Below are 20,380 nucleotides of genomic sequence, written 5' to 3'. Positions count from 1 at the left end.
GTGTTTCCCGGTGTTCTACGTGGAACGCAGCTCGACATCCTGCAAAAACAGGACTTAGATGTCGATGTTCTCCGCGAGGAGGGCGTTGGTCTCGATGAAGCGGCGCCGGGGTTCCACGGCATCGCCCATGAGGACGGTGAAGATCTCGTCGGCCTCCACCGCGTCGTCGACGCGGACCTGCAGCAGGGTGCGGCGCTCGGGGTCCATGGTGGTCTCCCAGAGCTGCTCCGGGTTCATCTCGCCCAGCCCCTTGTAGCGCTGGATGCCCAGGCCCCGCTTCCCCTCCTCCAGAACCATGGCCAGCATGGCCTCGGGGTCCGAGAAGACCTGCTCCTTGCCGAGCTTGGGGGTGCTCTCCTCGGCCTCATCGTCGGCGTCCTTGTCCTTCTGGGCTTCCTTGACGTCCTTGAGGCGCCGGAGGCGCAGCTCGCCCCCCCGGAATCCCGCCAGCTCCACCTGGAGGGTGGCCAGGCGGCGGAATTCGCCCCAGTGGGCCACCTGGCTGTCGATCCAGAGCGTGATGGGGCGGCTCATGTGCATGCGCACCAGGCGAAGGCGGTGGGAGGCCGGCACGGACACCGGGGCCCCGCCCTCCTCGTCCGAGGGCACTTCCATGGCCTCGATGGTCTCGATCTCGCAGGTGCCCAGTTTCTGGCGGGTGATGGCGGCGGCCAGCTCCTCCAGGGCCTCCCGGGTCTGGAACCGCTCGGGGTCCAGCAGGCCCTCGGCCAGGAGGGCGCGCACCAGGGGCTGAGCGTAGCCGCGGCGGTCCAGCTTGCCGAAGAGCTGCTGCACCTCGCCCCACTTCTTCATCTCGCGCACCAGGGTGGCGCCCTTGTGCTCGGTGCCGTCCGGAAGGCTGAGGGTCCAGCCGTCCAGGGCCTTCTGGAAGAGGAACTCCTCCAGGGCCCGCTCGTCCTTGAGGTACTTCTCGGTCTTGCCCTTCTTCACCTTGTAGAGGGGTGGCTGGGCGATGTAGAGGTGGCCCCGCTCCACCAACTCGGGCATCTGCCGGTAGAAGAAGGTCAGCAGGAGGGTGCGGATGTGGGAGCCGTCCACGTCGGCGTCGGTCATGAGCACGATCTTGTGGTAGCGGAGGCTCTCGACCTTGAACTCCTCCTTGCCGATGCCCGTGCCCAGCGCCTGGATGAGCACGCGCAGCTCGTTGTGGCCGAGGATCTTGTCGAAGCGGGCCTTCTCCACGTTCAGGACCTTGCCCTTGAGGGGCAGGATGGCCTGGGTGGCCCGGTGGCGGCCCTGCTTGGCGCTGCCGCCGGCGGAATCGCCCTCCACCAGGAAGATCTCACTGAGGGCCGGGTCCTTCTCCTGGCAGTCCGCCAGCTTGCCAGGCAGGCCGCCCCCGTCCAGGGCGCCCTTGCGGCGGGTCAGCTCGCGGGCCTTGCGGGCGGCCTCGCGGGCCCGGGCGGCCTCGATGGCCTTCTCCAGGATGGCCTTGGCCTCCCGGGGGTTCTCCTCGAAGAAGCTGGAGAGCTTGTCGTAGACGATGGTCTGGACGATGCCCTTGACCTCCGAGGACACCAGGCGGTCCTTGGTCTGACTGGAAAACTTGGGATCAGGAACCTTGGCGCTAATGACCGCCGTGAGGCCCTCGCGGATGTCCTCGCCCGAGAGGCTCACCTTGGCGCTCTTCAGCAGGTTGTTCTTCTCGGCATAGGCGTTGATCACGCGCGTCATGGCGGCCCGGAAGCCCTCCAGGTGCGCGCCGCCGTCCCGGTTGCGGATGTTGTTCGTGAAGCAGTAGAGGGTCTCCTGGTAGGAGTCGTTCCACTGGAGGGCCACCTCCACGGTGGTGTCCTGCTTCTCGTCCTTGATGAGGATCGGGGGCTTGTGGAGGACCGGCTTGTTGCGGTTCAGGTGCTCCACGAAGGCGCTGATGCCGCCGGCGTTCATGAAGTCGTGGGTGCTGCCCGAGCGCTCGTCCGTGATGCGGATGTGGACGCCCTGGTTCAGGTAGCTCAGCTCCCGCAGGCGCTGGCTGAGGATCTCGAAGCTGAAGTCGAGGACGTTGTTGAACACCTCGGGATCGGGCTGGAAGCGCACGCGGGTGCCGCGCCGGGCCGTGGGCCCCACCACCTTCAGGGGGGCGTCCGCCTTGCCCTGGGAGAAGGTCATGGCGTGCTCCTGGCCCTCCTTCCAGACGGTGAGCCAAAGCTTGCTGGAGAGGGCGTTCACGCAGGACACGCCCACGCCATGGAGGCCGCCGGAGACCTTGTACGCGTTCTTGCCCTCGGTGCTGGTGTTGTCGAACTTCCCGCCGGCGTGGAGCACCGTCATGATCACTTCCGCCGCGCTGCGGCCCTCCTCCTTGTGGATGTCCACGGGGATGCCGCGGCCGTTATCCTCCACGCTGCAGCTGCCGTCGCCGTGCAGGACCACGTCCACGCGCGTGCAGAAGCCCGCCAGGGCCTCGTCGATGGCGTTGTCCACCACCTCGTAGACCATGTGGTGCAGGCCACTGCCGTCATCGGTGTCGCCGATGTACATGCCGGGCCGCTTCCGGACGGCCTCGAGGTCTCTCAGGACCGTGATGTTGTCGGCGGTGTAGGTATCGGATTCCTGGGGGGTGTGGACACGGGCGCGGGAGACTTCTTCAGACATCAAGACTCACTTGGTTGGGTACGGTGGAATGCGGTGGTGCGGGCGCCGTTCAGGCGGTGGCGCTGGTGGCGAAGCGGACGGGCATAAGGACGTAGCGGAAGCTGAAGTCCTCCAGGCTGGGCGACATGAAGACGCCCTGGCCCACCTCGTCCTTGAACTGGTAGACCACCTCTTCGCCGGGGAGCCGCTCCAGCAGTTCCGTGAGGTAGTCGATGTTGAAGGCCAGCTCGAAAGGCTGTTCCTCGCCCGTGAAGGGCAGCGTGGCCTGGTTCACGCCCTCGTCCGGGTGCTGGAAGACCGTGCGCAGGTTGGGGAATTCGTAGAACAGGCGCACGTTCTTGTTGTAGTCGTCCTTCTTCAGGCCCACGAAGCGCAGGGTGCGGAGGAAGACCTCGCGGTCCATGATCACGCGCTTTGGCAGCTCCGCGGGCAGCACCTTCTCGTAGGCGGGGTAGTTGCCGGTGACGAGGCGGGTGCTGAACTTCAGGCCCGGCTGGTCCAGGAAGAGCGTGGTGCCGTCCCAGCAGAGCTCCACCTCGCCCTCGTCTCCCAGCAGGGTGGGGATGAGGTCCAGGGCGCGCTTGGGCACGATGAGCCGCACCTCGTCCTTGAGCTTGGTGTCGCAGGGGACCTCCGCCACGGCGAGCCGGAAGCCGTCCGTGGAGACCACGCGCACATGGTGCTTGGAGAGGTGCACCAGCACGGCCGAAAGGGTGGGCTTGGTGGCATCCTTGCTCACCGCGATGGAGCCCAGCTGGATGGCCCGCTTGAAGCGCAGCACGGGGATCTTCACCACGGGCAGCTGGTTTCCGGGCCCGGGGAGCTCCGGGAAGCCCTCGCCGGGCTGGATGTTGTGCTCGGAGTTCATGCCCTTGGCCCGCAGCCACAGGCGACCGCCGGCATCGGGGCACTCCAGGCTCAGGAGCCCCTCGGGAAAGACCCGCACGGTCTCGATGAACTTCTTGCCGGGCACGGCCATGGTCCACTCGCCCTGCCCCTCGCCGGGCACGGTGGCTTCGAAGGCCAGCTCCATGTCCGTGGCCTTCAGCACGACCTCCTTGGGGCGCACGTCCATCAGGATGTGCTGGAGGATGGGCAACGTGACCCGACGGTCCAAGGCGTGCTTCAGAATCCCCAGGGTGCGATCCAGACGATCCTTGGAAACCTGTAACTGAAGACTCATGTATCACCCTTGATGATGCTGAAGCCCAGGACAACCTGTGGAATGACGTCTCAAAGCCCTATCCTACCGGAGTTTCCCCGCTCGGGACAGGCTGTGGAGAGGCTCCGGGGAGGTGCGGAATCCAGGGCCCGGGACCCCTCCGCGCGGCCTGGTCGGCTGGTTTGCGGATTCCCCGGAGGGACCCTGTGTTGAAAACACATTAACAACAATTAAATCAATGAATGCTATTCAAGAGGGCCTGGACCATCCTGTGGAATTCCGGATCGCGCTTCATGCGCTCCCGCACCGAGTCGATGGCGTTCATGACGGTGGAGTGGTGCATGCTGAAGGAGCGCCCGATGTCCGTGAAGGGCGCGGAGGCGATCTCCCGAGCCAGGTACATGGCCACCTGCCGCGGCACGAGGATGACCTGCTGACGGGAGCGCTTCTTCATGAGGTCCACGAAGGAGACGTTGAAGGTCTCCGCCGTCATGCGGTAGATCCGTTCGGGCGGCACGCCGGCCGTGGGCTCTTCCCCGCTCTGGCCCTGGAAGGCCGCGTGGGCCACTTCCAGCGTGGGGGGGACACCGATGAGGCTGGCCTGGAAGATGACGCGGGTGAGAAAGCCCTCCAGGTCGCGGACGCTGCCCTTGGCCTTGTGGGCGATGAAGGTGAGCACGTCCTCGGGGATGGGGGGCACGTTCTTGAAGTCCGCGTCCTCCAGCTTCTTCTTCAGGATGGCGATGCGGGTCTCGAAGTCCGGAGGCTGGATGTCGGCCGTGAGGCCCCACTTGAAGCGCGTGATGAGCCGCTCGTGGCAACCCTCGAGCCGCTGCGGCGGCTTGTCCGAGGTGAGGACGATCTGCTTTCCGTGCTGGAGCAGGTACTCCAGGATGTAGAAGATCTCTTCCTGCGTCCGCTCCATCTTCCCCAGCGTCTGCACGTCATCCAGCAGCAGCACGTCGTTCTGCTGGTACTTCTTCCGCATGGGCTCGGTGTTCTTGGCCTTGATGGCGACCGTGAGCTCGTTGAAGAAGTTGTCCACCTTGAGGTAGGCCACACGGAGCTTCGGATTGCGCGCCAGCAGGCCCTTCCCGATGCCCACCATGAGGTGGGTCTTGCCGAGCCCGGCGCCGCCGTAGATGAACAGGGGATTCATGCTGAGGGGCGTGGCGGCCTTGCCGTAGCTGTCCACCACGGCCTTGGCGGCGGCGAAGGCCAGCTGGCTGCCCGGGCCCACCACGAAGCGGTCCAGGGTGTAGCGGTTGAAGAGGTAGGGGAAGGAGGTGGGCGCCTCGGCGGCGGCATAGGCGGCATGGGAGCCGGACTCGCTCTTCCTGGGCGGGGCCGCGGGCTCCACGGGCGGGGCGCCGGTCACCTGGAACACCAGGTGGAGGTCCGCCAAGCCGCCCTGGGCCAGCGCGTCGTTGAACTCCTCGGGCAGCTGCTGCTCGATCCAGAGCTTGGCGGCGGCGCTGGGGACCCGGATCCACAGGGTCCCGTCCTCGACCTTCAGGGGGGCACAGGGCGCGATCCACTCCTTGAAACTGGCTTCCGGGAGCTGTTTGGACAGGCTGAGTCGGATGGTGTCCCAGAGGGCGGCGGGATCGGTGGAGCGCATGTGTTCACCGGGGGCGGTGGGTGGGGCGGCTGACGTGGCGGAAGCGCGTGGGCACGCAACCTCGGGGGCGGGCTTCGCACGCCACCGGCCACGGAAGACTCGCGGGGAGGATCCCAAATCTAGCACCCCCGAGGGCTCCTGGGAGGATGGAAATGGCCTTGAGCGGCGCGCCCACCGCTGATACCCTCGAAGGTTCGTCCTCCTCCCCGGGAGGGGACCCCCGAGGTGGAACCATGAAGCGCACCTTCCAGCCCAACAACCGCCGCCGCGCGAAGACCCACGGCTTCCTGAGCCGCATGAAGACCAAGAACGGCCGCCTGGTGCTCAAGCGCCGCCGCGCGAAGGGCCGCCACGTCCTGGCGGTCTGACGCCGGTCCCGTGATCTTCAAGGGCCGCTACCGCACGGTCCGCCAGCGGGACCACGCCGTGCCCACGCCCCCGCCCCGGCCCCTGCTGGGGCAGGAGGCGTTTCTGGACATCCGGGCCTGGCGCCGCCCCAGCGGCGCCCTGCCGCTCCTGCTTGTGACCTCTCCGCGGAAGACCGGTCCCGCCGTCCGGCGCAACCGCTTCCGCCGGCAGGTCCGCATGGCCTTCCTGTCGCTTTCCGGGCGCCTCGCCGGCCAGCCCTGGGTCGTCTGGGTGCGCCCCGCCCGGAGCGCGCCCCCCCTTGATCGGCTCACCTTCCGGGATATCGAGGTTCAGCTCGGGCTGGCCCTGCGCCGTCTCCTCCCCTTGGACACGCCATGAAAAACCGCAATGTCCTCTACTTCGTCATCGGCAGCATGATCCTGCTGGGGGCCCAGTTCTGGCTCAGCTCCCGGTATGCCAAGCCGGTGCCGCCAGCCCAGGCGCCCGCGCCCGAGGCCCCGAAGGCCCAGCCTGCCGCCGCGCCCGCCCAGGCCCCTGCGGCCGCCCCTGCCGCCTCCGTGGCTCAGGTCGCCGCGGCGAGCGTGCCCGCGGGCGTGAAGGCCGCGGACCCTGCCGCCACGTACACCCTGGCCACGGCGGACTTCCGCCTGACCTGGCAGGTGGCCACCGGCGCCCTGAAGCAGGCCATCTGGCTCCAGGACGGCACCTCCTTCTTCCCCGACGCCTTCCCGGGCCTGGGTGCCCTGCAGGGGCCGGGCTTCGAGACGGCACGCGAGGAGAAGGCCGCGACCGGCGTCATCACCGTCACCTTCGAGAACGCCGCGGGCGACCGCCTGAGCTACCTCGTGCCCCAGAAGGGCCTCGAGATCCGCGTCGAAGGCCTCTCGGCCCGGAACGCCGCGCTTCAGCTGATCGCCAACCCCACCAGCGATGACCCCGTGAAGCACCTGGGCCGCGTGTTCACCCTGTCTGAGAAGTCCATCCAGGCCGTGACCTGGACCGAGATGCTGCACGATCCCTTCTTCAGCTTCCTGGGCGCCAAGCGCAAGGAGCTGCCGCCCTCCTCGAGCCGCCTGGGCCTGGACGCGGGGGTGGAGAAGGACGCCAAGAGCCAGCGCAACCACTACTTCGCCGCCCTCTGGAAGCTGCCCCGCCCCGCGGGCCGGGATGCCTCGGGCTACCAGCTGCTGCCGGAGAACGGCCGCCTGGAGGCCTCCCTCTACCTGGGCCCCAAGCAGGCGGAGCCGCTCCTGGCCTTCGAGAAGCCCTTCACCCGGGTCATCGACTACGGCTTCTTTGGCGCCGTGGCCCAGCTGCTCTTCTGGATGCTGCGCATGGTCTACCGCGTGGTGGGCAACTGGGGCTGGGCCATCGTGCTCTTCACGGTGATCATCCGCCTGGCCACCTGGCACCTGAACACCAAGCAGACCATCTCCATGCTGCGCATGAAGGACTTCGAGCCGCACCAGAAGGCCATCCAGGCCAAGTACGAGAAGTTCGGCGGCGACATGACCAAGAAGGCAGAGATGCAGAAGGAGCTCATGGAGCTCTACAAGAAGAACGGCCACAATCCCATGGGCGGCTGCCTGCCCATGCTGCTCCAGATGCCCATCTTCCTGGCCCTATGGTCCATGCTGAACGCCGTCTTCGAGCTGCGCCACGCCCCCTTCTTCGGCTGGATCGTCGACCTCTCCGCCAAGGATCCCTACTTCATCTACCCCGTGCTGATGGGCGCCTCCATGTTCGCCCAGCAGTACATGACCCCCGCCGTAGGCGATCCCGCCCAGCGCAAGATGATGCTGGTGCTCATGCCGGCGATGATGACCTTCTTCTTCGCCCAGAGCCCGGCCGGGCTCGTGATCTACTACTTCGTCTTCAATCTCATCGGCATCGCCCAGACCTGGTGGATCATGAAGTCCTACCAGCCCCAGCCCATCAAGGTCTAGGAGACAGCCATGCGTAAGAGCGGCGCCAGCCTGGAGTCCGTCCCTGAGCTCATCACCCGGTGGATGAGCCACCTGGGCCTGTCCGTGGAGGCGAAGTCCGCCCCCTCGGGAGACGAGGAGGCCTTCCCCAATCGCCTGTCCGTGTCCGGACCCGACGCGGGCTGGCTGGCGGCCAATCGGGGCGCGGGCCTGGACGCCCTCCAGTTCCTGGTCCACGAGGCCCAGGGCGAGCGCGAGGACGCCAAGCTGGCCTATCTGGATGCGAAGGGCGCCCGCCTCTTCCGCATGCAGGAGGTCATGGCCATGGGGCGCTTCGCCGCCGAGCGGGCCCGGGAGCTGGGCAGCCACACCCTGGGCGCCCTCAGCCCCCGCGAGCGCCGCTGGGTGCACCTGGTGGTGAGCCGCGAGGAGGGCCTGGGCACCGAAAGCGAAGGCACCGGCACCTTCAAGCCCGTGAAGGTGTTCCGGAAGTAGACTGGCCCGGTGACCCCGGAACCGATCTGCGCCCCTGCCACGCCGCTGCTGCCCGCGGCGGTGGCCGTGGTGCGCGTCTCGGGGACGGGCCTGCCGGCCCTCCTCGCGCCCCTGCTCGCGCTGCCGGAACCGCGAGTGGCCTCGCTGCGCACGCTGCGCTGGGGCGGCTTTGCCGAGCGGGCCCTGGTGCTCTTCTTCCCGGCCCCCGCCAGCTACACGGGCGAGGACCTGGTGGAGCTCCAGGTCCACGGCAACCCGCTGCTGGTGCGCCGGCTCCTGGAGCACCTGGGCACCCTGGGCGTCCGCCTGGCCGAGCCGGGCGAGTTCACCCGGCGGGCCCTCCTGAACAGCAAGCAGGGCCTGCTGGAGGCCGAGGCCCTTCGGGACCTGGTGGCCGCGGAGACCGATACGCAGATCCGGCTGGCCCAGGCGCGGGCGGGGGCGCTTCCGCCCTGGATTCTGGCCGCCAAGGCAGCCCTCGCGCCCTGGGTGGCCCGGGCCGAGGCGGCCGTGGACTACGGGGACGAAGAAGACATCCTGTTGGATTTATTGGCCTTGCGTCGAGCGCTGGAGCCCGTTCGGCAACGGTTCCACGTGGAACAAGTCCGCTGCCGGGCCGCCCGGCACCTCCAGGATGGCCTCCGTCTGGCCCTGGTGGGCCGCCCCAACGCCGGGAAGAGCACCTTGTTCAATGCCCTGGCCGGCGAGGACCGAGCCATCGTCACCGACATCCCCGGCACCACCCGCGACGTGCTGGAGGTCCGCTGCGAGTGGCGGGGACTGCCCCTCCGCCTTTACGACACCGCGGGCCTGCGGGACACGGAGGATCCGGTGGAGCGGCTCGGCGTGGCCCGCGTTGCCCCCGTCCTGGAGGGGGCCGACCTGGTCCTGCACCTCTGGCCGGCCCCGGACGCCGCACCTGATCCGGCCCTCCAGGCGGCCCTGGCCCCCTTCGCCGGCAAGGTCCTGGAGGTCCGCACCTTCGGGGACCTGGCCGCGGTTCCCGGTGTGGCCATTGCCGCCCACCGCGGCGAGCTGGACGCCCTGGAGGGCGCCCTAAAGGACCGCATCCTGGGAGGACTGGCGCCGGACGCCTGCCTGGGGGCCCTGGCCACCCAGCGGCAGGCCGACCTCCTGGAGGACCTCGCCCGCCAGATGGACCTGCTGGCCGGCCTGGAACCCGGCTGTCCACCCGAGCTGCCGGCCTCGCTCCTCCAGGGGGCCTGGGGCCTGTTGGCCCAGCTCACGGGGGAGGACCGCGCCGAGCGCACCCTGGACGAACTCTTCAGCGGCTTCTGCCTCGGAAAATAGGCCCGGCGAAGTAGACTGGCCCGAGGAGGGCGCGTGAAGCCTGGGTTTGAAGCCATCATCGGTCTCGAGGTCCACGTCCAGCTGCGGACCCGGTCCAAGCTCTTCTGTGCCTGCCGCAATGCCTACGGGGCCTCCCCCAACACCCAGACCTGCCCTGTCTGTCTTGGCCTGCCCGGAGCCCTCCCCGTCCTCAATGGCGAGGCCGTGCGCCTGGGGATCCGCCTGGGCCTGGCCCTGGGCGCCCGCATCCAGGAGCGCAGCACCTTCTACCGGAAGCAGTACTTCTACCCAGACCTGCCCAAGGGCTATCAGATCACCCAGGGCCCGGTGGCGCTGGTGGAGGGCGGATCCCTGGAGCTCGCCGGCGACCCCGCCGTGCGCGGGGGGGACGGACCCGTGCGCATCCGCCTCGAGCGGGCCCACCTGGAGGAGGACGCCGGCAAGAGCCTCCATGACCAGCGACCCGACGCGACCCTGGTGGATCTCAACCGGGCCGGGGTTCCGTTGCTTGAAGTGGTGGGAATGCCGGACTTGAGGAGCCCGCAGGAGGCTTCGGACTACCTCAAGGCTCTGCACCGCCTGGTGGTCTTCCTGGGCATTGGCGACGGGAATCTGGAGGAGGGCGGCTTCCGCTGCGACGCAAACGTGAGCCTCCGGCCATGGGGTACCCAGGCCCTCGGGACCCGGGTGGAGGTGAAGAACCTCAACTCCTTCCGGTTCGTCAAGCAGGCCCTGGCCCACGAGGTGGCGCGGCAGACGGCCCTGCTGGAGGCGGGCGGCGCCGTGGTCCAGGAGACGCGTGGCTGGGACGCGGAGGCCGGCGAGACCCGGGCCCAGCGGACCAAGGAGGCCGCCATGGACTACCGCTACTTCCCCGAGCCGGACCTGCCGGCCCTGGAGGTGACGGAAGCCGAGATCACCGCGGTGCGGACCTCCCTGCCCGAGCTCCCGGAGGCCCGGGCCCAGCGCTGGCGGGCCGCCTTCGGCCTCGGCGGGGAGGAGGCCCTCACCCTGCTCCAGGACCCGGCCTTCGCGGACTACTTCGAGGCGCTGGCCGCCGCGTCGGGCGAGGGCAAGGCCGCGGCCAGCTGGATGCTGGGCGAGGTGAGCCGCACCCTCAATGAGCGGGGAGGCGGCATCGCGGCCTTCCCCCTCCCGCCGGAGGCCCTGGCGGAGCTGGTGCGCCTCGTCGGGGAGCGCCGGATCAGCTTCGGCACGGCCAAGGAGCAGGTGTACCCGGCCCTGCTGGCGGGGGAGGGCCGGGCCGGCGACATCGTGACCCGCAAGGGGCTCGCCCAGGTCAGCGACCGGGGCGCCATCGAGACGCTCGTGGCCCGGGTGCTGGCCGACCACCCGGGGCCGGTGGCCCAGTTCCACGCGGGGAAGACGAACCTCCGGGGCTTCCTGGTGGGCCAAGTGCTGAAGGCCGGCGGCGGCCGGCTGGATCCCGGCGTGGTGAACGAAGTGTTGGCCGAAGGGCTGGCCAAGGGCGGAACCGCACCGCATGCTGGGCCATGAGCAACGAGATCCCCCCTTCCCTCTCGGCCTACCTTCCCGGCGTGGGCCATGTGTGCCAGGGCTGCGGGCGGGTGATCGTGGATGCGGTGGAGACGCCGGGCGAGCCCTTCCTCTGTCTGGATTGCCAGGCCCCCGCGCCGCCCTCGGACATGGACGAGCTGACCCGCGCGGCCCTGACGGACCAGGAGCCCAGCGGGCGCCCGACGGGCAAGGCTCCGGTCTGGCGGTTGGTGGCGGTGATCGGCCTGGCGGTGGTGGCCCTCGCCCTCGTGTTCTGGAAGTGGTAGGCCGGAGGAGGCTTCCGCGCCTATGCTGGGAACCAGGAGCCAAGGCGCTCCCGCGCACCTGACGAGGCCCACATGCCCACGCCCTGGGGACCCACGACCACCGCCATCCACGCCGGGAAACACCACAATCCGACGCGGGCCGTGACCACGCCCATCTTCCAGACCTCCGTGTTCGAGCTGCTGGAGAACCGCGAGGGCGCCGAGTTCGCGGCGGCCGTCGAACCCCCGGCCTTCTACACCCGCTGGGGCAATCCCAACGCCAGCGAGGTCGAGTCGGTGCTGGCGGCCCTGGAGGGGGCCGAGCGCGCCCTGGTGGCCGCCTCGGGCATGGCGGCCTTCGCCCTGGTCTTCGAGGCCTTCCTGAAAACGGGGGATCACCTCGTGGCACCCGCCGCCATCTACCTGGGAACCGAGCAGCTCATCCGCCGCTGGGAGGCCGAGCGGGGCCTGAGCGTCACGTGGATCCAGAACACGCTGGACGGTGCAGAATGGGAGGCAGCCATCCGCCCGGAGACCCGGATGCTCTGGGTGGAGACACCCTCCAACCCCACCCTGGCCGTGACGGATCTCGCCGCCGTGGCCGCCCTGGGGAAGAAGTACGGCATCCGCACCGTGGCCGACAACACCTTTCCCAGCCCCTTCCACACCAAGCCCCTGCGGCTCGGCATCGACCTCAGCGTGGCCTCGGCCACCAAGTACCTCGCGGGGCATTCCGATGTGGTGGCGGGCGTCATCGCCGGATCGGACGCGGATGTGGTGGCCTGCTGGCACCTCACCAAGGTGATGGGGCCGACGCTGGATCCCATGGCCGCCTGGCTCCTGCACCGCGGCCTCAAGACCCTGCCCCTGCGGGTGCACCGCGCCTCGGACAATGCCCAGGCCCTGGCCCAGTGGCTGCTGTGGCAGCCTTCCGTGGCCCGGGTGGACTACCCCGGCCTGCCCACCCATGCCGGCCACGAGGTCGCGGCCCGGCAGATGGACAAGGGGTTCGGTGCCATGATCAGCTTTGAGCTGCGGGCGGGCCTCCTGGCGGGCCAGCGCTTCTGCGAGGCCCTGGAGGTCATCACCCGGGGCGTGAGCCTGGGCGGCGTGGAGAGCCTCATCCAGCATCCCGCCAGCATGAGCCACCTGAGGACGCCGCCGGACGTGAAGGCCCGACTGGGCATCACGGACGGCCTCCTGCGCTTCTCCGTGGGCATCGAGGACCAGCCGGATCTCATCGCCGACCTGGAAAAGGGCTTCCAGGCGGCCGCGGAGGCCCGGTGAGGCTGCGCATCAACGGGGAATTCCGCGACACCCCGGCCCTGGCCACGGTGGCGGACCTGGCGATCTGGCTGGACCTGCCGGCCTTCGGCAGCGCCGTGGAGTTGAACGGGGAGGTCATCCGCCGGGCCGACCACCCGGCCACCCCCCTGAAGGAGGGCGACCGGCTGGAGGTGGTGCGGCTGGTGGGCGGTGGCTGACTCAGTTCACGCTGATCGAGTAGGTGTTCATCCCCGTGGCCGTGGTGGCGCCGGCCCGCACGCGGGCCACGTAGGTGCCTGCGGGCAGGTTGCTGAACGTCAAGGTGCGGGTGCTGCCGGGATTGCTGTAGCTGCCCGCCACCCAGCCGCCGGGACCGATGAGCTCGAGGTAGAAGTCCTGGCCGCTGGTGGGCGTCATGGTGATGGTGCGGGCGCCGCCGATGTGGACGAACCGCCAGGCCTGGCTCTGGTCGCGGTCGTAGTAGTAGCCCAGGCTGGGGGCGTAGGTCTGGAGGCTGCCGGAATCCGCGAAGGGGAGGCTCCGGGTCAGCCAGAGGGCCGTGCCGGCGAAGTAGTTGGCGTCTGGATTCGACACGGACTCCAGGGCCAGCTCGGTGAGGGCCGATTGCCAGGTGGTGGCGGTGGTCCGGCTCGCCACGCCCTGGAGGTAGGTGGGGTAGCAGCCCAGGGTGGCCTGCTCGTACTCGCCGGTGCCGTTCGGGTAGGCCTGGGTCGAGCGCACGGCGGCCCAGAGGGTGTTCAGGCCCGTGGAGCCACCGCCCAGCACGTTCTTCCAGAGACCCCAGAGGCTCACGGCCACGGAGCCCCGGGCGAACTCGCCCTTGGCGGCCGCAGGCACGAAGGCGTGGTCCGTGAGGTCGAAGACGTCCACCTGGGCCACGCCCGCGCCGTCCACATAGCTGTCGAGGATCTGGCTGTTGTTCCGCACGGCGCCAGCCAGGAAGTCCGAGAAGCCGGCGACGAAGGCGGCCGTGGATTCGCTCTGCACCCCCCGGTCCACCCAGACATTGTCGTTGTCCCGGCGCAGGAGGGAGAGGCTGCTGCTGCCATCGGGCTTGAAGCTGTAGTCCGCGAAGAGGAGGCGGGCGAAGGTCTCCTGGAGCACCCCATCGTCCCATTCATCCGTTTCCGTGTTGGGGGCGCCGCTACCCAGGCCGTAGACCTGATGGCCGAAGAGGGCCCGGTTCTGGCCGGAGACCAGGATGGTGGACCCTGAGCCCGTCAGGACGGCGGGATAGGTGCGCTGCTGGTCGGCGCTGCTGGCGCTGGTGGTCCAGAAGGTGTGGAGGTCCGGCAGCCGCAGGTTGGTGGAGCCGTCCATGTCCCGCACAGCGGCTCCGAAGGTCACGGCCTGGTCGGCGATGTTGAAGGCCCCGGCGATGCGATTGCTGGTCCGGGCCGTGACCGCCAGGGTGCCGTCCCGGTCCGCCAGGAAGGTGCTGCTGGTGACGGACCACTCGGGGAGGGCGTCGAAGGCCGCGTTGGTGAGGGCGGTGGCCGGCAGGGGCGCGTTCCTCACGCTGCCCCGCATGAAGAAGCTGGCGGGATCGGCGCTGGGCACCTGGTAGTCCGCGAAGACCTGCACATAGACCTGGAGGCCCTTGGGCACCGTGGTGCGGCCGGTGCCATCGCTCCCCAGGTAGCCTGAGGCCAGAAGGCTGCCAGAGGAGGCGTCCCGCACCTCGGCCCAGCAGTAGCGGGCGGGGCGCAGGGTCGTGGCGCCGGGGCCCGCGGAGGTGAGGGACAGCTTCTCGAACTGGGCCTGGAGGGTGATCACCGCGTCGGGGCTGACGTTGGAACCGGACCCGCCGCCGCACGCGGCGAAGGGCAGGAGAAGCAGGAGGCCGAGGAGGAATCGCCAGGATCGGGGAGGCATGGGAACTCCTGAGGTGGGTGAACGAGCGGGCTTTTCAAAGGTCGTGCCAGGAAACGGCAGAGGCCAGTCTAGCGCCAGACTTCCCACCGTCCCCCCGACCAGCGGCCGGCGGCGCGGAGGGCCCAGGCTGGCGGAAGGTCCAGCGGGAGCGGGGCTCCGCCGGCTGGTCGATCGCTCTGGAAGCGGTGGAACTCGTCCACCAGGTCCTGTTCGAGGAAGGCCTGGGCCAGCGTGCCGCCACCTTCCACCAGCACCCGGCCCACCCCGCGGGCGGCGAGCTCGTGCAACAGGTGGCGCAAACTGCATCCCCGGGGGCCCGGGGGCAGGTGCAGGTCCTCCACGCCCCGCAGGGGCTCGGGGTCCCCGGTGACGGCCCGCAGCGCGGGCTGCCCGGCCACCGGCAGCCAGACGCGGGCCCCGGCGGGCACCTGGCCGGCGTTGTCCATGACCACCCGGTGGAAGATCCGGTGGGGCGCCGTGGGGGCGGGCCAGCGGTCCGTGAGCTGGGGATCGTCCACCTCCGCCGTGTGGCGCCCCACGACGATGGCCTCCGCGGCCCGCCGCAGGGCGTGGCCCAGGCGCTGGACCTCAGGCGGGGTGATGGGGGTGGTCCGTCCGGCGGGGCCCAGGGCGCCATCGGACCCCAGGGCCAGCTTGAGGCTCACCCAGGGCAGGCCCGTATGGATGAGCTTGAAGAAGGGGGCGTGGAACCGGGTGCAGGCCTCGCCCAGCACGCCCTCCTCCACGGCCACGCCCTGGGCCCGCAGGATGGCCAGGCCGCCGCCGTCCACCCGGGGGTTGGGATCCCGCACGCCCACCACCACCCGGGCCACGCCGGCCTGGAGGAGGGCCAGGGTGCAGGGGCCCGTGCGGCCCTGGTGGCAGCAGGGCTCCAGGATCACGTAGGCCGTGGCGCCGCGCACATCCTCGTCCCGGGCCTCGGCGTCCCGCAGGGCCATGATCTCGCCATGGGGGTCGCCGGCCCGGGTGTGGACGCCGGCGCCGATCACCCGGCCCTCCTTGACCAGGACGCAGCCCACGGGCGGGTTGGGGCTCGACAGGCCCACGCCCTTCAGGCCCTCCGCAAGGGCCAGGGCCATGAAGCGGGCATCTCCCGACAGGGCCTCCGGATCCGGCCAGGGGCCGCCCGTGGCCAGGGCCCAGGCCAGCCCTGGGGTCAGATCCGGGGTCAGGCCCTGGGTCAGGTTTGGGGTCAGGTCCGGCTCAGGCATCCAGCAGCCCGTCGACAAAGGCCTCGGCATCAAAGGGGATGAGGTCGTCCACGCCCTCGCCCACGCCCACGAAGGCGATGGGGAGCTTCAGCCGGTCCAGGATGGGCACCACCACGCCGCCCTTGGCGCTGCCGTCCAGCTTGGTGAGCACCAGGTCCGTGACGCCGGCCGTGCGGGCGAAGACCTCCGCCTGCTGCAGGCCGTTCTGGCCCGTGGTGGCGTCCAGCACCAGGAGCACCCGATGGGGCGCCTCGGGGATCACCTTCTGGAGGCTGCGGCGGATCTTGTCCAGCTCCTTCATGAGGTGGTCCTTGGTGTGGAGCCGCCCGGCCGTGTCGATGAGCACCCAGGGCGTGCCCTTGGCCTTGGCGCTGGTGGCCCCGTCGAAGGCGATGGCGGCCGGATCGCCGCCCATCTGGTTGCGGATCACCGGCACCCCGGCCCGCTCGCCCCAGCGCTCCAGCTGGTCGATGGCCGCGGCCCGGAAGGTGTCCCCGGCCACCACCAGGACCTCCTCCCCCCGGGCCTTCAGGTGGGCCGCCAGCTTGCCCAGGGTGGTGGTCTTGCCCACGCCGTTCACGCCCACCAGCAGCACCACCTGGGTGCCCGAGGCCAGGAAGGGCTTCGCGGGGCGCTGCCGGAGCAGCTTCAGCAGCTCGTCCTTCAGCACGGCTTTGGGGTCGATCTCGGACCCACCCCGCAGCTCGAACCGGAGACGGGCCATGAGCTGGTCCACGGCCCGCACGCCCAGGTCCGCCTGGAGCAGCAGGTCCTCCAGCTCCTCCAGCTGGTCCTCGTCCAGGCGCCGCAGGCCCAGGAGGCGGCCCATGGGCGCCAGCACCAGATCCTGGGTGCGCTTCAGTCCCTGCTTGAACTTGTCGAACAGACCGCCCAGAAGCCCCACGCCCACCTCGCGGATCCAGTCTACCGAAGGGCCCCGGTTTCCGGCCCTCTTTAACGGCGTTCCACGTGGAACAAGCGGACTAGAATCCCGGATTTGCCGGCAACCCAGGGGGTGTGTAGACCGGCGCCAGGGGGGCGGCCAGGAAAGGATTCCGCTCCGCCGGCGGTCGGAAATCCACCGTTCCCCCCGTGCTGGAAGCCCAGCCGGCCAGGGCGAACAGGAGCAGGATGTCCGTCAGCGGGTTCACCAGGGGTTCAGGGGCCCGGTAGCGGAGGTTCCGGGGATCCACGGCGACCCGCGCACTCCGGATCGGAAGGGAAAGGGGCGGAGACCAGGGGCGGCCGAGATCCTGGACCGGGCAGGTCAATACCCGCGGCCGAGGCAGCGGCCGCGGGAGGGCGGCCGGGCTGAAGGCCAGGGGCGGGAGCTGAAGGGCGAGCGCGAAGGTTTCGAGGAGCATGGGGCCTCTTCCGGAAGGATGGTTCCCGGGCCGGCCGGTTCAAGGCCTCAGGGCTGGTCCGGGTAGGCGGCGGCCATCTTTTCCGCCTGCCGGAGGTTCTCCTTCAGGACGGGGTCCCCGGGCCGCAGGGCCAGGGCTGCCTTGAAGTCGTCCCGGCTGGCGGCGTACTGCTTCAGGTTGAAGCGAGCGATGCCCCGGTTGAACAGGGCCTCCATCTGCTTGGGGTCCACGGCGAGGGCCTGGTCGAAGGCGGCCTTCGCATCGCCCCAAGCCTTCTGCTGCATCGCGGCGCGGCCCAGGTTGTTCCAGGCATAGGCGGCCTTGGGATTGCCCTTCACCGCCTGCTGGAGTGCCTCCTGGGCCTCGCGGAAGCGCCCCAGGTGGGCGAGGGCCTCGCCCTTCGAGCCCAGGGCCTCGGGATCGATGGGCTTCCGGGCCAGGATGGCCCCGGAGTAGGCCAGGAGGGCCTTCCAGTCCCCGGCCAGCCGCGCCTCCGCGCAGGCGTTGGCGTAGCCCTCGGCCTGGCCGAGCCGGCCGTTCTCGGCGTGGGCGGCCATGGCCTCCTTGTGGCGCCCCAGCTGGCTGAGGGCCTGGGCCCGGTAGAGCCGGTACGTGCCCAGGCGGGGTTTCCCCTTCCCTTCGATCTGCGGGGTGAGGGCCTTGCAGGCGTCCGCCAGGCGCGCCCAGCGCCCGCTGCGGTTGAGGGCCTGGAGCCAGTATTCGTAGTACTGCCGCCGGACCTTGGGCGAGGCCTTCTCGAACCAATCCGCCAGACCCGGCCAGTCGTCGGCCTGGATGAAGGCCTCCATGGCGGGCGGAAGTCCCTGGGTTCCCACCTCGAGGACCTGGGCCTGGACAGCCGGGGGCTTGGGCGGGGGGACCGCGGCGAACAGCAGCAACATGGGAACCTCAGCGGGAGGGGCGGGCCTTGGCGGCGGCCTTGGATTTTGATACCACGGCTTCCGGTCTTTTCCAACCCACCAGGGCCTGCTCGAAGACCTCCTCCACGTGCATCACCGGGTGGAAGTGCAGCTGGTTCCGAAGCTCGGGATCGATCTCCTCGAGATCCTTCTGGTTCGCGTGCGGGATGAGGATGTCCTTGATGCCCAGCCGGAGGGCCGCCAGGGCCTTCTCCTTGAGGCCGCCGATGGCCAGGGCCTCGCCGCGCAGGTCGATCTCGCCGGTCATGGCGAGGGTGTTCTTCACGGGGATGTCCTTGAGCACGGACAGCAGCACGGTGGCGATGGCCAGGCCCGCGCTGGGGCCATCCTTGGGGATGGCGCCCTCGGGGAAGTGGATGTGGAGGTCCTGCTTCTGGAACACCTCGGGGTCGATCTGGAAGGCTCCGCCTCGGCTTCGGATGTAGCTGAGGGCCGCCTGGGCGCTCTCCTTCATCACGTCGCCCAGCTGGCCTGTGAGGATGAGCCCCCCCTTCCCCGGCATCTTCAGGGCCTCGACGAACAGCACGTCGCCGCCTACGGAGGTCCAGGCCAGGCCGGTGACGACGCCCACCCGGGGCGCCTTCAGCCGCTCGTCCTGGAGGAGCTTCACGGGGCCCAGCAGCTCGTGGATGGCGTCGTCCGTGAGCACGAGCTTCTTCTTCAGCGCGTTCTCGGCCACCCGGCGCGCCACCTTGCGGCACACGGCCCCGATCTCGCGCTCCAGCTGGCGCAGGCCCGCCTCGCGGGTGTAGCCCGTGATGATGGCCTTCAGGGCCTTCTTCGAGATGGACAGCTGCTGGCGCGTGATGCCGTGCTTCTCCAGCTGCTTGGGGATCAGGTGCCGCTCGGCGATGCCCAGCTTCTCCTCCAGCGTGTAGCTGTTGAGGTAGATGATCTCCATGCGGTCCTTGAAGGCCGGATGGATGGGCTCCAGCTCGTTGGCGTTGGCCAGGAAGAGCACCTGGCTCAGATCGAGCGGCACGTTCAGGTAGTGGTCGCGGAAGGTGTGGTTCTGCTCGGGGTCCAGCACCTCCAGCAGGGCCGCGCTGGGGTCGCCGCGCATGTCGCGGCCGATCTTGTCGACCTCGTCGAGCATGATCACGGGGTTCATGCTCTTCACCTGGTGGAGGGCCTGGACGATGCGGCCGGGCATGGCGCCCACGTAGGTGCGGCGGTGGCCCCGGATCTCGCTCTCGTCATGCACGCCGCCCAGGGAGATGCGCGAGTACTTGCGGCCCAGGGCCCGGGCGATGGACTTGCCCAAGGACGTCTTGCCCACGCCCGGGGGGCCCACGAAGCAGAGGATGGTGCCGCGGAGATCGGGCTTGAGCTTGCGCACGGCCAGGAACTCCAGGATGCGGTCCTTGATCTTGGCCAGGCCGAAGTGGTCCTCGTCCAGCACTGTCTGGGCCTGCGCGAGGTCCAGGTTGTCCTCGGTGAAGGTGCCCCAGGGCAGCTCGGTCATCCACTCCAGGTAGGTCCGCGTCACGGCGGTCTCGCTGGAGTCCGGATGCATGCGCTCCAGCTTCTTGAGGTTGCGCTCGATCTCCGTGAGCGGGTCCTCGGGCACGGTCATCTTGGCCAGCTTGTCGCGGAAGGCCTGGATCTCCTCGGCCAGCTCCGAGCCCTCGCCCAGCTCCTGCTGGATGGCCTTGAGCTGCTGGCGGAGGTAGTACTCCCGCTGGCTCTTGTCCATCTCGCCGCGGGCCTCCATAGTGATCTTCTGCTGGACCTCCAGCAGCTGGATCTCCCGCTGGAGCAGCTCGTTCACGCGCTTGAGGCGCAGGCCCGGGTGGGCGATCTCGAGGACCTCCTGGGTCTGCTGGAGCTTGAGGTCCAGGTTGGAGGCCACCAGGTCCGCCAGGCGGCCCGGGTTGTCCAGGTTGCCCGCGATGACCAGCACCTCCTGGGGCAGGGTCTTGCCCAGGGCCACGGCCTTCTCCAGCGTCTGCTTCACGCTGCGCAGGAGGGCATCCTGCTCCAGGTCCGGCACCTTCAGCTCGGGCTCGGCCAGGGGCTCCACCCGGGCCTTGAAGAGGGCCTCGGTCTCGGTGAAGTACTCCACGCGGACCCGCTGCAGGCCCTGCACCAGAGCGCGGATGCGGCCGTCCGGCAGCTTGAGCACCCGCATGATGAGGGCCGCCGTGCCAACCTGGTACAGGTCTTCGGGCTTGGGGTTGTCCATCTCCACCTGCTTCTGGGAGAGCAGGAGGATCATGCGGTTCTCCACCAGGGCCGTGTCCACGGCGCGGATGGACTTCTCGCGGCTGACGCTGAGGGGCAGGATCACGTAGGGATAGACCACCACGTCCCGCAGGGGCAGCACCGGCAGCTCTTCCGGCAGCTTGGGCTGTTCGTCGGGAGGGGGGGGCAGGAGAACGTCGTCGGCCACGGA

18 protein-coding genes are annotated in these 20,380 nt (G+C 69.5%); 9 read left to right on the top strand and 9 right to left on the bottom strand.

Translation table 11 applies throughout. The annotated features are described in order from the left end of the window. Window positions 1-54: 54 nt before the first annotated feature. The 3 genes from gyrB to dnaA form a co-directional block, all read right to left on the bottom strand. Window positions 55-2,619 (bottom strand): DNA topoisomerase (ATP-hydrolyzing) subunit B, encoded by a 2,565-nt coding sequence (gene gyrB, locus ML539_RS08020; RefSeq protein WP_243322357.1) that lies wholly within the window; start codon window positions 2,617-2,619, stop codon window positions 55-57. Window positions 2,620-2,668: 49 nt separating this feature from the next. Beyond that, window positions 2,669-3,802: a DNA polymerase III subunit beta gene (gene dnaN, locus ML539_RS08015; protein ID WP_243322355.1), complete on the bottom strand. Its 1,134-nt coding sequence runs from the start codon at window positions 3,800-3,802 to the stop codon at window positions 2,669-2,671. Between the two features lie 214 nt (window positions 3,803-4,016). Next, window positions 4,017-5,402, bottom strand: a complete 1,386-nt coding sequence (gene dnaA / locus ML539_RS08010; RefSeq protein WP_243322353.1) for a chromosomal replication initiator protein DnaA — start codon at window positions 5,400-5,402, stop codon at window positions 4,017-4,019. 233 nt (window positions 5,403-5,635) lie between these two features. Here dnaA and rpmH point away from each other — a divergent pair, with 233 nt between their 5' ends. From rpmH to thiS, 9 genes are all read left to right on the top strand, one after another. Beyond that, entirely contained in the window at window positions 5,636-5,770 is a 135-nt protein-coding gene (rpmH, locus tag ML539_RS08005) for a 50S ribosomal protein L34 (RefSeq protein WP_026852422.1), read from the top strand. Window positions 5,771-5,780: 10 nt separating this feature from the next. Then, window positions 5,781-6,149 (top strand): ribonuclease P protein component, encoded by a 369-nt coding sequence (locus tag ML539_RS15675; protein ID WP_243322351.1) that lies wholly within the window; start codon window positions 5,781-5,783, stop codon window positions 6,147-6,149. Beyond that, window positions 6,146-7,717 carry a YidC/Oxa1 family insertase periplasmic-domain containing protein gene (locus ML539_RS07995; RefSeq protein WP_243322348.1) on the top strand — a complete coding sequence of 524 codons (1,572 nt, stop codon included), beginning with the start codon at window positions 6,146-6,148 and terminating at the stop codon, window positions 7,715-7,717. The genes ML539_RS15675 and ML539_RS07995 overlap by 4 nt, the downstream gene beginning before the upstream one ends. A gap of 9 nt (window positions 7,718-7,726) precedes the next feature. Beyond that, on the top strand, window positions 7,727-8,191 hold the full coding sequence (locus ML539_RS07990) for a R3H domain-containing nucleic acid-binding protein (RefSeq protein WP_243318026.1): 465 nt from the start codon (window positions 7,727-7,729) through the stop codon (window positions 8,189-8,191). Between the two features lie 9 nt (window positions 8,192-8,200). Beyond that, window positions 8,201-9,502, top strand: a complete 1,302-nt coding sequence (locus ML539_RS07980) for a tRNA modification GTPase (protein ID WP_347710749.1) — start codon at window positions 8,201-8,203, stop codon at window positions 9,500-9,502. A 33-nt stretch (window positions 9,503-9,535) separates the two neighbouring features. Beyond that, window positions 9,536-11,020 carry an Asp-tRNA(Asn)/Glu-tRNA(Gln) amidotransferase subunit GatB gene (gatB, locus tag ML539_RS07975; RefSeq protein WP_243322346.1) on the top strand — a complete coding sequence of 495 codons (1,485 nt, stop codon included), beginning with the start codon at window positions 9,536-9,538 and terminating at the stop codon, window positions 11,018-11,020. Next, complete coding sequence (locus ML539_RS07970; RefSeq protein ID WP_243322345.1) at window positions 11,017-11,307, top strand: hypothetical protein; 291 nt, start codon at window positions 11,017-11,019, stop codon at window positions 11,305-11,307. The genes gatB and ML539_RS07970 overlap by 4 nt, the downstream gene beginning before the upstream one ends. A gap of 72 nt (window positions 11,308-11,379) precedes the next feature. Further along, entirely contained in the window at window positions 11,380-12,573 is a 1,194-nt protein-coding gene (locus ML539_RS07965) for a PLP-dependent aspartate aminotransferase family protein (RefSeq protein ID WP_243322342.1), read from the top strand. After that, entirely contained in the window at window positions 12,570-12,770 is a 201-nt protein-coding gene (thiS, locus tag ML539_RS07960; RefSeq protein WP_243322339.1) for a sulfur carrier protein ThiS, read from the top strand. The genes ML539_RS07965 and thiS overlap by 4 nt, the downstream gene beginning before the upstream one ends. Before the next feature lies 1 nt (window position 12,771). Here the strand turns inward: thiS and ML539_RS07955 are convergent, their stop codons facing one another. From ML539_RS07955 to lon, 6 genes are all read right to left on the bottom strand, one after another. Continuing rightward, window positions 12,772-14,448: a hypothetical protein gene (locus ML539_RS07955; protein ID WP_243322338.1), complete on the bottom strand. Its 1,677-nt coding sequence runs from the start codon at window positions 14,446-14,448 to the stop codon at window positions 12,772-12,774. A 68-nt stretch (window positions 14,449-14,516) separates the two neighbouring features. Then, the gene (gene ribD, locus ML539_RS07950) at window positions 14,517-15,680 is read right to left on the bottom strand and encodes a bifunctional diaminohydroxyphosphoribosylaminopyrimidine deaminase/5-amino-6-(5-phosphoribosylamino)uracil reductase RibD (protein WP_243322336.1); all 1,164 of its coding nucleotides are present in this window, start codon (window positions 15,678-15,680) and stop codon (window positions 14,517-14,519) included. Beyond that, complete coding sequence (ftsY, locus tag ML539_RS07945) at window positions 15,673-16,590, bottom strand: signal recognition particle-docking protein FtsY (protein WP_243322334.1); 918 nt, start codon at window positions 16,588-16,590, stop codon at window positions 15,673-15,675. Before ftsY ends, ribD begins: the two co-directional genes overlap by 8 nt. A gap of 73 nt (window positions 16,591-16,663) precedes the next feature. Further along, entirely contained in the window at window positions 16,664-17,044 is a 381-nt protein-coding gene (locus tag ML539_RS07940; RefSeq protein ID WP_243322332.1) for a hypothetical protein, read from the bottom strand. Between the two features lie 47 nt (window positions 17,045-17,091). Further along, the gene (locus ML539_RS07935) at window positions 17,092-17,946 is read right to left on the bottom strand and encodes a tetratricopeptide repeat protein (RefSeq protein WP_243322330.1); all 855 of its coding nucleotides are present in this window, start codon (window positions 17,944-17,946) and stop codon (window positions 17,092-17,094) included. A gap of 7 nt (window positions 17,947-17,953) precedes the next feature. After that, on the bottom strand, window positions 17,954-20,377 hold the full coding sequence (gene lon, locus ML539_RS07930; protein ID WP_243322329.1) for an endopeptidase La: 2,424 nt from the start codon (window positions 20,375-20,377) through the stop codon (window positions 17,954-17,956). Window positions 20,378-20,380 lie beyond the last annotated feature (3 nt).

The organism is Geothrix sp. SG200 (assembly GCF_022808935.1).
Taxonomy (GTDB): domain Bacteria; phylum Acidobacteriota; class Holophagae; order Holophagales; family Holophagaceae; genus Geothrix; species Geothrix alkalitolerans.
This window is presented reverse-complemented; position numbering and strand designations above follow the sequence as displayed.

Bases quoted from the DNA above. Each gene is read 5' to 3' on its own strand.
- gyrB (WP_243322357.1), bottom strand. From the start codon at position 2,619: ATGTCTGAAGAAGTCTCCCGCGCCCGTGTCCACACCCCCCAGGAATCC.
- dnaN (WP_243322355.1), bottom strand. From the start codon at position 3,802: ATGAGTCTTCAGTTACAGGTTTCCAAGGATCGTCTGGATCGCACCCTG.
- dnaA (WP_243322353.1), bottom strand. From the start codon at position 5,402: ATGCGCTCCACCGATCCCGCCGCCCTCTGGGACACCATCCGACTCAGC.
- rpmH (WP_026852422.1), top strand. From the start codon at position 5,636: ATGAAGCGCACCTTCCAGCCCAACAACCGCCGCCGCGCGAAGACCCAC.
- ML539_RS07995 (WP_243322348.1), top strand. From the start codon at position 6,146: ATGAAAAACCGCAATGTCCTCTACTTCGTCATCGGCAGCATGATCCTG.
- ML539_RS07990 (WP_243318026.1), top strand. From the start codon at position 7,727: ATGCGTAAGAGCGGCGCCAGCCTGGAGTCCGTCCCTGAGCTCATCACC.
- ML539_RS07970 (WP_243322345.1), top strand. From the start codon at position 11,017: ATGAGCAACGAGATCCCCCCTTCCCTCTCGGCCTACCTTCCCGGCGTG.
- ML539_RS07965 (WP_243322342.1), top strand. From the start codon at position 11,380: ATGCCCACGCCCTGGGGACCCACGACCACCGCCATCCACGCCGGGAAA.
- ML539_RS07955 (WP_243322338.1), bottom strand. From the start codon at position 14,448: ATGCCTCCCCGATCCTGGCGATTCCTCCTCGGCCTCCTGCTTCTCCTG.
- ribD (WP_243322336.1), bottom strand. From the start codon at position 15,680: ATGCCTGAGCCGGACCTGACCCCAAACCTGACCCAGGGCCTGACCCCG.
- ML539_RS07940 (WP_243322332.1), bottom strand. From the start codon at position 17,044: ATGCTCCTCGAAACCTTCGCGCTCGCCCTTCAGCTCCCGCCCCTGGCC.
- ML539_RS07935 (WP_243322330.1), bottom strand. From the start codon at position 17,946: ATGTTGCTGCTGTTCGCCGCGGTCCCCCCGCCCAAGCCCCCGGCTGTC.